Below are 11,439 nucleotides of genomic sequence, written 5' to 3' on the forward strand. Positions count from 1 at the left end.
CCGGCCTCAAGCCGAACAGCGCTTACCGTTTCATCGCCCAAAACGGCAGCACCTCGACGCTGCACCATGACGGCGCGCTGCTGGAACAGATCGACCTCAACACCTGGGTCACCATGTCGATCCAGCGCTCGGTAGAAAAAGTCCAAAGCCGCCTGCAAGACGGCCTGGCGTTTCTGGCCACGGTCGGTTCGACCGCGCCGTTCGTCGGCCTGTTCGGTACCGTCTGGGGTATCTACCACGCGCTGACCGCGATCGGTATCGCCGGCCAGGCCTCGATCGACAAGGTGGCCGGTCCGGTCGGTGAAGCGCTGATCATGACCGCGATCGGTCTGGCAGTGGCGGTGCCTGCGGTGCTGGGTTACAACTGGCTGGTGCGCCGCAACAAGAGCGCGATGGAAGAAATCCGCTCGTTCAGCGCCGACCTGCACTCGGTCCTGCTGAGCGGCGTGATGTCGTCGAGCCAGGCCGGCCAAGTTGCCAACATCAAGAAAAAGGTTGGCTAATCATGGCGATGTCACTCGGCTCTCCCGATGGGGATGAAGACGAAGTGATCGGCACGATCAACACGACGCCGCTGGTGGACGTCATGTTGGTGTTGCTGATCATCTTCCTGATCACGATTCCGGTGGTGACGCATACGATCCCGGTGAAGCTGCCGAACGAATTCGACGAACCTTATAAAACCAAGCCGGAGAACATCAACCTGGCGGTGAATAAGCAAGGCGACATGTTCTGGAACGAGCAACTGGTGCCGAACACCACTGCCTTGCTGTCGAAGTTGAAAGAGGTGGCAGTGCAGGTACCGCAACCGGAACTGCATATCCGCGGCGATCAGCAAACCAAGTATGAATACATTGGCAAGGTGATTCTGACTGCACAGCGGGCAGGGATTGCCAAGATCGGCTTCATCACCGAACCGCCTGCGCGTAACTAACCCGCATTTCAACCACGTCGTCATTCCCGCGTACGCGGGAATCCATGTTGCAACATGAGCGACAACATGGTGCAGGAATTTGGATCCCCGCGTTCGCGGGGATGACGTTGGCGGTGTATGAAGGGCCTGAAGAGGAGCATCACATGGGTATGAATGTAGGTTCTTCCGGCGGCAACGCCAATGATCCGGAACCGATGATGGAGATGAACATGACGCCGCTGATCGACGTCATGCTGGTGCTGATCATCATGCTGATCATCACGATTCCGATCCAGAATCACGCGATCAAGCTGAATATGCCGACCGGTAATCCGCCGCCGCCGTTGGCGTTGCCGGTGGTCGACACGGTGGACATCGATCCGGCCGGCACGGTGATGTGGAACGGCACGCCGATGGCCAGCCGTACCGAACTGGAAGATCGCTTGAAGGGCGTTGTTGCCGGCGGCAATATCGATGAAGTGCACCTGCGTCCGAACAAGGCGGTGGAGTACAAGTCGGTGGCGGCGGTGATGGCGTCGGCGCAGCGGCTGGGCGTGACCAAGATCGGTATTATCGGCAATGAGCAGTTCATGGGGCAATAAATAATATGTTTTTAATCAGAAAATGCCAGCTTGACGCATGTTTTCAGTGGATTTTCAAATACCACTTAAAGACCGATTGACAGCCGCTTTCTCTCCTCATACAGTAAATCCAGTTTGTTTCCGTTAAAAAGAATAATGCCAACGGCAGATGAAAGCGATGGATGCAACAACATGATTGAATATCTGATCGGTGTCGATGGCGGTGGAACCGGCACTCGCGTGCGTGTTGCGCACAATGATGGCGGACACAACGATGGCGCTGCATTGCTGGCGTTTGGCCGCGGCGGCCCGTCCGGCCTGATGCACGGCGTGGAACAAGCCTGGTCTGCTGTGCTGGAAACGCTCAACGCCGCATTTGCGAGCGCAGGTCTGGTGCGGCCGGCGCTGGAAAAAATGGCTATCGGGCTAGGCCTGGCCGGCGTCAACAACAAACAGTGGGCGGCCGATTTTGCTGCAAAAAATCCGGGTTTTGGCGATGCCGTGCTGGAAACCGATGCCTTCACCACGCTGGTCGGCGCGCATCAGGGCCGCCCCGGCGTCATCATCGCCATCGGTACCGGCAGCGTCGGCGAAGTGCTGACGGCGGATGGCAAGCGGCGCGAAGTCGGCGGCTGGGGCTTTCCCGCCAGCGACGAAGCGGGCGGCGCCTGGCTCGGCATGCGCGCCATCACACACGTTCAGCAGGTACTGGACGGGCGGGCGCCAGGCAGTGATTTTGCGCGTGCGCTGATCCACTTCTGCGAACGTACCTGCAGTACGCATTTCGATAGCCATCGCGACAGCATGTTCGCCTGGCTGGCGAGCGCCAGCCAGACCAGCTACGCTCAACTTGCGCCGATTGTCGTGGCCTGCGCCGAACGTGATCCGGCGGCACAACAGATAATGACGGCGGCAGGCCAGGAAGTAGCCAGGATTGCCGCTGCGCTTGATCCTTCGGGACAGTTGCCGATTGCATTGTGCGGCGGCCTCGCCGTACATTTACATGCTTACCTGCCCCCACCGTTGCTGGCACTTGTCGTCAAGCCGCATGCAGATGCGGCAGCGGGCGCCCTACGGCTGATTGATGAAAGATTAAAAGGGAAAAAAACATGTTAGCCCAGATAGAAAAACTCAAACCGGACGCCGCCAGCGATACGCCCTTATACCTGCAACTGGTGAACCGGCTTTCGGAGCAGATCAACAGCGGCGTCTGGCAGCCGGACGAGGCATTGCCGTCCGAACGCATCCTGGCCGATTCGCTGGAAATCTCCCGGGTCACCGCACGCAAGGCCATCGATGTCTTGTGCGAGCGCGGCATGCTGATCAGGAAGCGCGGTTCCGGCACCTATATCACGCCCAAGCTTGAGCAGCCGCTGTCGCGCCTGACCAATTTCAGCGAGGAATTGCGGCAGCGCGGTTTCCGGCCAGGTTCGCAATGGCTGTTGCGCGAAACCGGGATCGCGGTTGCCGAGGAAATCCTGGCGTTGGGCTTGTCTCCCAACACGGTGGTGTCGCGCCTGAAGCGCTTGCGTACCGCCGACGACGTGGTGATGGCAATCGAAACCACCACCATCCCGGCGCACTATCTGCCGGACCCGAAAGCGGTGACCGATTCCCTGTATGTCTATCTGGAGACGCTCGGCGTGGCGCCGGTGCGCGCGTTGCAGCATATCCGCGCCATCAACGCCAGCGCCGACCAGGCCAAGCTGGCCGATATCAAGACCGGCGCTGCGATGTTGCACATCACGCGTGTCGGCTATCTGGAAAACGGTACGGCAATCGAGCTGTCGCATTCGTATTGCCGCAGCGATTACTACGACTTCGTTGCGGAGTTGCGTCGATGATGGGTGAGCGCCAGTCCGGTGGCAATTCAGATGGCGGCTCAGGCAGCAACTACAAAGGCGAACTCCGAGGCAATGTGCTGACTCCCCAAGGCTGGGTCCACGGCGTCTTGCATTTCGACGGCCGCATCAGCGCGATTGAAGGCGCGGCGGTCGATCCCGACGGCAATCTCGACCCTTACATCCTGCCCGGCTTCATCGATTTGCATGTGCACGGCGGCGGCGGCAAAGACATCATGGACGGCGGCGACGCGGTCTATGTTATCTCTGCCATCCACGCCCGGCACGGCACCACCAGCATGCTGGCCACCACCATGACTTCGCCGCTCAGCGATCTGGAGCAAGCGCTGGAAGCCTGCGGCCATGCCTGCCGCCAGCGCCGCAGCGGCACGGCACGGGTGCTCGGAGTGCATCTGGAAGGCCCATACATCAATCCCGGCAAGCTCGGCGCGCAACCCGATTTCGCCCAGGAAGCGACCTTGCAAAAAGTGGCGCGCCTGAGTGCGCTGGCGCCGGTCAAACTGATTACGGTCGCGCCGGAAATTGCCGGCCATCTTGAAGTGGTGCGCACCCTTAGCGAATCCGGCATGCGGGTGCAGATCGGCCATACCCTGGGCAGTTATGAGGACGGCGTGCAAGCGTTGCAGCACGGCGCCTCCGGATTTACCCATCTGTTCAACGCCATGACCGGCTTCCAGGCGCGAGCGCCCGGCATGGTGGGCGCGGCGCTGGCGCATGCGCGTTATTCGGAACTGATTCCCGATCTGTTGCACGTGCATCCAGGGGCGATCAAGGCGGCCTTGCGCGCCATCCCCAGGTTGTACTGCGTGACCGACTCGACCGCCGCCACCGGCATGCCCGACGGCGCCTACATGCTAGGGCGGCAACAGGTGCACAAATGCATGGGCGGTGTGCGGCTGGCGGACGGTACGCTGGCCGGCAGCACGCTGACCATGGACCAGGCTCTGCGCAATCTGGTCGGGCTGGGCCTCAGTCTGGCAGATGCTTCGCGCCGGGTCTCGACGTATGCCGCCGATCATCTCGGCTTGCCGGAGCGCGGCCGCCTGGCAAGCGGCTGCTGCGCCGATCTGGTGGTGCTGGACCGGCAACTCAATTTAACCGCGGTTTATGTAGAAGGGGAACGGATTGATCTCGCAGAAGTTTAGTTCGACAATGTTGCAGGAAGCATGCTCCGCAGCCGAACACGTAAGGCAGCAGCTGGAATGCGATGGCGAGCGCTACGCGGCGCTTGGCGCCGGCTTGCGCCGCGCCCAGCCAGGCAGCGTGCTGACCGTTGCACGCGGCAGTTCCGATCACGCCGCCAACTATTGCGCCTACCTGATCATGGCGCGCCTGGGCCGCATCGTGGCCTCGCTGCCGATGTCGCTGGTGACGTTGTACAAGTCGCCGTTATTGGCCCGCGATGCATTGGCCATCGCGATTTCGCAATCGGGCCAGAGCCCTGACGTGATCGAACCTATCCGTTATTTCCGAGAGGGCGGCGCGACTACCGTGGCCCTGGTCAACGATACCGCTTCGCCGCTGGCCGCCAGCGCGGAATGGACGCTGCCGCTGCATGCCGGCCCTGAGTTGAGCGTGGCGGCAACCAAGAGCTTCATCACCAGCCTGGTGGCGGCGGCACGGCTGGTGGCGCACTGGCAGGACGATGCTGAATTCCTGGCTCAGATCCAAGCCTTGCCGGCAGCGTTGCAGCAGGCTGCCGAAACCGATTGGTCGGCGGCTATCGACGTATTGGCGCCGGCCTCGCGCATCATGGTGGTCGGGCGCGGCACCAGTTTCCCGGTGGCGCTGGAGGCGGCTCTGAAATTCAAGGAAACCTCGGTGCTGCAAGCCGAGGCGTTCAGCGGCGCCGAGATCAAGCATGGTCCGATGGCTTTGATCAACGAGGGTTATCCCTTGCTGATTTTTGCGACACGCGGGCCGACCCAGGCTGGCCTGGTCAAGCTGGCGGAAGAAATGCGCGGCCGTGGCGCGCGCGTGCTGTTGGCGGCACCGGCCGATGTCGCCGAGCGCGACCTCACCTTGCCGCTGGCGCCGACTCCTGATCTGGATCCGATCGTAGCGATTCAAGCCTTCTATGTGATGGCCGCCAATCTGTCCATCGCTCGCGGGCTTGATCCGGATCGTCCGCGTCATCTGAGCAAAGTGACCAAGACCAATTAACCGATAGATGTACCCGAGCGCACGCCGATGCGCCGCACAGATGGAGCCGCAATATGAGCAGTGCCGATAGCCAATCCGCATCCCAAGACAAGCTGAACCAGGCGCGCCGCAGCGCCGGACAACTGATCATGATCCGCATGCCGGGCACGGTGCTGGATGAAGACACCGCGCAGTTCTTGCGCGACAACCATATCCGCGCCGTCTGCCTGTTCCGCCAGAATATGGTGAACCCTGAACAACTGAGCAAACTGACGGCCGACTTGCGCGCTGTGATGGGACCGAATGCGTTGATAGGCATCGATCAGGAAGGCGGGGCGGTGGTGCGCGCCACCTGGCTGCCGGCGCCGCCGGCGGCGATGGCGCTGGGTGCGATTGGCGATGTCGCGCTGGCGCGTGCGGTCGGTTCGGCTGTGGCGCGCGGTATCAAAGCGCTGGGCTTCAACTGGAATTTTGCACCGGTGCTGGACCTCAACAATAATCCCGCCAACCCGGTGATCGGCGAGCGTTCTTTCGGCGCCGATCCGCAGCGCGCTACCGAATTGGCGCTGGCGTGGATGGAGGGCAGTCTGGCGGAAGGCGTGGCTTGTTGCGTCAAGCATTTTCCCGGGCATGGCGACACCCACGTCGACTCCCATCGCGATCTGCCGACGGTAGCCAAGTCACGCAGTGCACTCGATGCGCTGGAGCTGGCGCCGTTCAAGGCGGCCAGGCGGGCGCCGGCCATGATGAGCGCGCACATTGTTTATCCGGCGCTGGACCCGGAACATCCGGCGACCTTGTCGCGCAAGATACTCACCGATCTGTTGCGCAAGGAGTGGGACTATCGCGGCGTCATCATCACCGACGGTATGGACATGCACGCGATCGCCGGCCGTTACGGCGTCGGCAAGGCGGCGGTGCAGGCACTGGCCGCCGGTGCTGACATGGTGATGGCTCTGGGCAATCGCAGCACGCAGGAAGAAACCCTGGTGGCGCTGACGATGGCAATTGCTGCCGCCGACGAACTTAGCAAACCCGGCAGCGAACTCGGCAGTGCCGCCCTGGCAGCCAGACTGACGCGGCTGGACGGTCTGGCTGCCACTTATCCCTGTGCAGCCGGCGCTTATCTCACCGAGTCTGCCGATGAACGCCTGATGGCGGCTGCATGGCGTCGCGCTTTGACCGTAGTTGGGAACCCGCAGCCGTTGGCGGCCGCTACAAAAATCCGCCTGCTGGCCTGCGCCGACGCTGCCGGTGACGGCGTCGCCGAAGCGGGGTTGCCGGCGGCGGCAGTCGCGGCCTTGCTGGCGCGCCGCCATGAAGTCGAACTGGTGACTTTCGAGGACGCCGAGAGTCTGGACTGGGCAACGCTGCCGGACGACGGAAAGACAGTGATCCTGGCGTCGACCACGCGTTTGCGCTACGGCGAAAAGGCCAGGAAATGCTGGCGGCCCGATCTCCATCTGGCGTTGTGGAATCCGTTTCAGACCTTGGATATCGCAGCGCCGGCGCTGGTCACCTACGGCTTTTCCGCAGCGGCGCTGGAAGCAGTCGCCGACTGGCTGGCGGGAACGCTCGAAGCGCGCGGCAGGATGCCGGTACCGCTAGCAGGCAATTTTACCCACGGTGGCGACTGATATGAGTATTCAAGATAGACCCGAACACCATCCCGCACTCTGGGTGCCGACGTTGTATTTCGCCGAAGGGCTGCCGTATTTTGTGGTGGCGACCATCGCCGGCCTGATGTACAAGAGCATGGGCATGGCCAACGACCAGATCGCGTTGTGGACCGGGATGCTGGGTTTCGTCTGGGTCTTCAAGCCGCTCTGGAGTCCGTTCCTGGAAGCTGCGCGCAGCAAGAAATCGATCGTGCTGCTGTTTCAGTTTTTCGGCGGCGCCAGTCTCGGGCTGGTGGCGCTGGCGCTGCATTTGCCGAATTATTTTGCGGTCAGCATTGCATTGCTGGGATTGGTGGCGATTGCTTCGGCGACCCATGACATCGCCGCCGACGGCCTGTATATCGCCAGCCTCAGTTCCACCCAGCAGGCAACTTACGCCGGCTGGCAGGGCGGGTTTTACAATGTCGCCCGGTTTTTTTCGCTGGGCGGGCTGGTGGTGCTGGCCGGATATTTCGAGAAACGCATGGCAGTGGCGCAGGCCTGGAGTCTGATCTTCGGCATGCTGGCGGTAAGTATGTTGCTGCTGGCGATCTACCATTTCTGGGCCTTGCCGGCTGGCCGTAATGCGGCGCGTCCGGCAGGCGGAATGCGGGGTGTCTGGCTCACCCTGCGCGATGTGATCATCGATTTTTTCCAGAAACCCGGCATCTGGCTGGCCATCGCATTCATCATCCTGTTTCGCGCCGGCGAAGGCCAGATAACCACGATCGGCCCTTTGTTTCTGAGGGCGGCGCGGGCGGAAGGCGGCTTGGGATTGGCGACAGCGGAAGTGGGTGCGGTGTACGGCACTTTGGCTACTGTAGCTTTCATATGTGGCAGTTTGCTGGGCGGTTATTTCACGGCCTGGCGCGGTTTACGGCGCAGCATGTTTTTCCTGATCCTGGCGATGAACCTGCCGAATCTGGCCTATTTTTTCCTAAGCACGGCCATGCCCAGCAGCCTTGGCGTGATCGCTGTCGCCCTGAGCCTGGAAATGTTTGGCTACGGTTTCGGCTTCGTCGGGCTGATCCTGTTCATCATGCAGGAAGTCGCGGTCGGCAAGTATCAGATGGCGCACTATGCGCTGGGTACCGGCATCATGCAGCTAGGTTACGTGCTGTTCAAGATACTCAGCGGTACGATTCAGGGCGCGCTCGGTTACCAGCATTTTTTCCTGTGGGTGTTGGTTTCTGCAATCCCGGTTCTGCTGTTGTCGCGCATCGTACCGATCGGCCGGCATGAACAGGCTGCCGATGCGGCGGTACAGCCTGCTGTGATCTGAAGCGGCGATGAGATATTTTTCTCACCGTCTGTCGGCGCTGCTGTCATTACTGGTGGCGACCAATGCTGCGGCCGACGCTGTCGGTATTTTCTTTGACGATTTTCACTATGCCGATACCGCTGCTTTGATCAATGGCGGCTGGAAGATCCGCGACCAGCAAGGCCATCCAGGCATAGAGCATGGGCAGTGGGGACCAGGCACCATCAGCCTGGTCGACGATCCGAACATTGGCGGCCAGCGCTTGCTGCGTCTGGAGGCAAGCACCGACGGCAAGCCTGAGGGCACTTTCCAGGCGCAGCTCTGCCATCAGAGAAAATATTTCGAGGGTACTTACGCCGCGCGGATACGCTTCACCGATGCGCCGGTACAAGGCCCTGGCGGTGATCTGGTGGTCGAAACGTTTTACACCGCCAGTCCCTTGAAGCACGATTTTGATCCGCAGTACAGCGAACTGGATTGGGAATACCTGCCCAACGGCGGCTGGGGCAATCCGCATAGCAGGTTGTATAGCGTGTCCTGGCAAACGGTGCAGATGGAACCCTGGAATGCGTTCAACCAGGTGCATGAAGAACCGCGCGCGCTGGGCGGCTGGCATACCGTGATGATGCAAGTGGCTGGCGGCAAGATCCGCTATTTCCTGGATGGCGTGCAACTGGACGAACACGGCGGCCGCAATTATCCGGCGCAGCCGATGGCGATCAATTTCAATTTGTGGTTCTCGCCCAGCGGCGTGCTGCCTGACACCAAAGCGGAACGGCGCTACCAGCAGGACCTGGCTTGGGTGATGCATATCAAGGATCGGGTATTGTCGCCGGCGCAGGTCGACGCGGCGGTGAGCACCTACCGTCGGGCGGGAGTGCATCAGATCGACACGGTGGCGGCGATGACGCCGCCGTTGCCGTCCAATTGCGATTTTTGAGAATGCCGATTAAGCGAGAGATTGAATGAAACTGATGCGACTATCGATGTTGCTGGCGGCGCTGCTGCCAGCCATGACTATGGCGGCGCCGGGTAAAGCTTACAAGGTGGTTGCTTACAAGGTGGTGGCTTACTACTTGCCATCGCAACAGCGCCAGTATTCCGCAGCAGATATCGATGCCAGCAAGCTGACGCATCTGAACTACGCATTTGCCCTGATCAAAGATGGTGAAGTGGTAGCCGACCAGTCCTCTGGCACGGATCAAAGCGCGCGTGATTTTATTGTGCTGCGCGGATTGAAAAGCCGCAGTCCCAAGTTGAAGACCCTGATTTCGGTGGGTGGCTGGGCCGGTTCCAAGGATTTTTCAGATGTAGCGCTGACGCCGCAATCGCGCAAGAAATTCGCCGACAGCGCCGTGGTTTTTCTGCGTAAAAACGGCTTTGACGGCGTCGACATCGATTGGGAATTCCCGGTAGCCGGCGGTGACGCCGCCAATGCCGTGCGGCCGGAAGACAAGCAAAACTACACGCTGTTGCTGCAAGCGCTGCGCGAGCGGCTCGACAGTGCCGGGAAGCAGGAGCATCGCAACTACCTGCTGACCGCCGCGGTTGGCAATAACCAGGCCTTTTTTCAGAATACCGAAATGGCCAAGGTCGCCGCGATTCTCGATTGGGTCAATATCATGACCTACGATTTCAGCGGCCCATGGAGCAAATTTGCCGGCCACGTAGCGCCCTTGTACAACGACCCGGCGCTGGCGCGGCCCGACGCCAACCCGCTATTCAATGTCAGCAGCACGGTCGAGCTGGCTCTGCAAGCCGGCGTTCCGGCCGCCAAGCTGGTGCTGGGCATGCCTTTCTACGGCTATAGCTGGAAACAATGCGGCGCGCCGCAGCATGGGCAGCATCAGGATTGCAATGGCAAAGGCCGCGGCAGCGTCGAACCGGGCGAACTGGATTTCGCCGACATCAGCGGCGCGCTGGTCAATCGCAATGGTTTTACCCGTTACTGGAACGAGGCCGCCAAAGTGCCTTATCTGTTCAATCCAGATACAGGTGAATTTGTCAGCTACGACGATGTCGAGTCGCTGGATTACAAAATCAAGTATCTGAAGCAGATGGGATTGGGCGGCGCGATGTTCTGGCAGTTGTCTGCGGATCGCAATGCGGTGCTGCTGGATAAAGTGGCGGCGGATTTGTTAAAGCCCTAGCGCTCACATGATCGCGATTCACACAAAGTTCACGCAAAAAAACTCACTCCAGGTGCCAGCCGCGCGCATATAAACAGGACTTTACGATCTCGTCGCGGTCGCTTGCATTGATATCGTATTGTGAATACGAAGGCGGCATATACATGCCAGGGTAGGTGGTACAGTGGGTATCGCCCTTGTCATTTCTCCGGCAATAGGTATTGCCTGGCGTTTCCATCCCAGGGTTGACCTGGCTCACCACGACAATCGGATAAACCCGCATCGCCTCTTGCTTGCAGGCGAATTCATCGGGATACAGCGCGGTTGCCGGTTTGTTCGGATTGACCCAGGTCGAGGCGCAACCGGACAGCATGATGGCGGACAATACAGCGATTCCTGCGTACAGTTTTTTAATCACGGTGTTTTTTCAGAGTAGTCAAAGCGTGCTTGCTTGCGCAAATAGTAGCATTCGAATTATTGAGGGTTTCATAATTCATGACGTCGCCACGAAAAATGGGCATTGAGCGCGTTGAGGAAGGCGACAATCTGACCCCACATGACGGATTCGGAGAAAGACAGGGCGCACCACGCGGTTTTGTTCTTTTTAACGATGAGGCAGGTACTCTGTGGCCCGCTAAGTGGGGTCAGAGTGAAGTTTCTGCAAAAAGCGCGCAGAAAGTTCACTCTGACCCCAGTTAGCTGCGTTTGTTAAGCGCACCGAAAAACCGGGCAAGGCATTGTCATGTTTTATGAAACTCTCAATAGATGTGTCCAGTCCTAAAATAGGTTGACAGGTTTTATTGCAACACAAACGCTCGATGCACCGCATCGGGCGTTTTGTATTTCAGGGCCGTATGCGGCCGTTCCCGGTTGTAGATCCGAACGGATTGCGC

Annotated in this window: 13 protein-coding genes; 11 read left to right on the top strand and 2 right to left on the bottom strand. The window is 60.0% G+C overall.

Annotated elements, in window-relative coordinates; all coding sequences use genetic code 11:
* The 11 genes from KHU33_RS23760 to KHU33_RS23810 form a co-directional block, all read left to right on the top strand.
* The coding region (locus KHU33_RS23760; protein WP_211467592.1) for a MotA/TolQ/ExbB proton channel family protein at window positions 1-503 on the top strand (503 nt) is incomplete at its 5' end.
* Between the two features lie 2 nt (window positions 504-505).
* Window positions 506-934, top strand: coding sequence for an ExbD/TolR family protein (locus KHU33_RS23765; RefSeq protein ID WP_211467594.1), 429 nt, complete (start codon window positions 506-508; stop codon window positions 932-934).
* A gap of 143 nt (window positions 935-1,077) precedes the next feature.
* Window positions 1,078-1,515, top strand: a complete 438-nt coding sequence (locus KHU33_RS23770) for an ExbD/TolR family protein (protein ID WP_211467596.1) — start codon at window positions 1,078-1,080, stop codon at window positions 1,513-1,515.
* A 171-nt stretch (window positions 1,516-1,686) separates the two neighbouring features.
* A complete protein-coding gene (locus KHU33_RS23775) occupies window positions 1,687-2,610 on the top strand; it encodes a BadF/BadG/BcrA/BcrD ATPase family protein (RefSeq protein ID WP_211467598.1) in 924 nt (307 codons plus the stop codon).
* Complete coding sequence (locus tag KHU33_RS23780) at window positions 2,604-3,338, top strand: GntR family transcriptional regulator (RefSeq protein WP_211467600.1); 735 nt, start codon at window positions 2,604-2,606, stop codon at window positions 3,336-3,338. The genes KHU33_RS23775 and KHU33_RS23780 overlap by 7 nt, the downstream gene beginning before the upstream one ends.
* A complete protein-coding gene (nagA, locus tag KHU33_RS23785) occupies window positions 3,338-4,501 on the top strand; it encodes an N-acetylglucosamine-6-phosphate deacetylase (protein WP_211467614.1) in 1,164 nt (387 codons plus the stop codon). The genes KHU33_RS23780 and nagA overlap by 1 nt, the downstream gene beginning before the upstream one ends.
* Before the next feature lie 7 nt (window positions 4,502-4,508).
* Window positions 4,509-5,519, top strand: a complete 1,011-nt coding sequence (locus tag KHU33_RS23790) for an SIS domain-containing protein (protein WP_211467602.1) — start codon at window positions 4,509-4,511, stop codon at window positions 5,517-5,519.
* Between the two features lie 53 nt (window positions 5,520-5,572).
* Window positions 5,573-7,135 (top strand): beta-N-acetylhexosaminidase, encoded by a 1,563-nt coding sequence (gene nagZ, locus KHU33_RS23795; RefSeq protein ID WP_211467604.1) that lies wholly within the window; start codon window positions 5,573-5,575, stop codon window positions 7,133-7,135.
* Window position 7,136: 1 nt separating this feature from the next.
* Entirely contained in the window at window positions 7,137-8,438 is a 1,302-nt protein-coding gene (locus KHU33_RS23800) for an MFS transporter (RefSeq protein ID WP_211467606.1), read from the top strand.
* Between the two features lie 7 nt (window positions 8,439-8,445).
* Window positions 8,446-9,357, top strand: coding sequence for a glycoside hydrolase family 16 protein (locus KHU33_RS23805; RefSeq protein WP_211467608.1), 912 nt, complete (start codon window positions 8,446-8,448; stop codon window positions 9,355-9,357).
* 25 nt (window positions 9,358-9,382) lie between these two features.
* Window positions 9,383-10,567, top strand: a complete 1,185-nt coding sequence (locus tag KHU33_RS23810; RefSeq protein WP_211467610.1) for a glycoside hydrolase family 18 protein — start codon at window positions 9,383-9,385, stop codon at window positions 10,565-10,567.
* Between the two features lie 43 nt (window positions 10,568-10,610).
* Here KHU33_RS23810 and KHU33_RS23815 read toward each other — a convergent pair whose 3' ends face one another.
* Together KHU33_RS23815 and KHU33_RS23820 are read right to left on the bottom strand one after the other, a co-directional pair.
* Window positions 10,611-10,964 carry a hypothetical protein gene (locus tag KHU33_RS23815; RefSeq protein ID WP_211467612.1) on the bottom strand — a complete coding sequence of 118 codons (354 nt, stop codon included), beginning with the start codon at window positions 10,962-10,964 and terminating at the stop codon, window positions 10,611-10,613.
* 379 nt (window positions 10,965-11,343) lie between these two features.
* Window positions 11,344-11,439: integrase core domain-containing protein (locus KHU33_RS23820; protein WP_211462952.1), on the bottom strand; the 96-nt coding region annotated here is incomplete at its 5' end.

It is taken from the genome of Collimonas silvisoli (assembly GCF_018305005.1).
In the GTDB taxonomy this organism is placed as follows: Bacteria; Pseudomonadota; Gammaproteobacteria; order Burkholderiales; family Burkholderiaceae_D; genus Collimonas; species Collimonas silvisoli.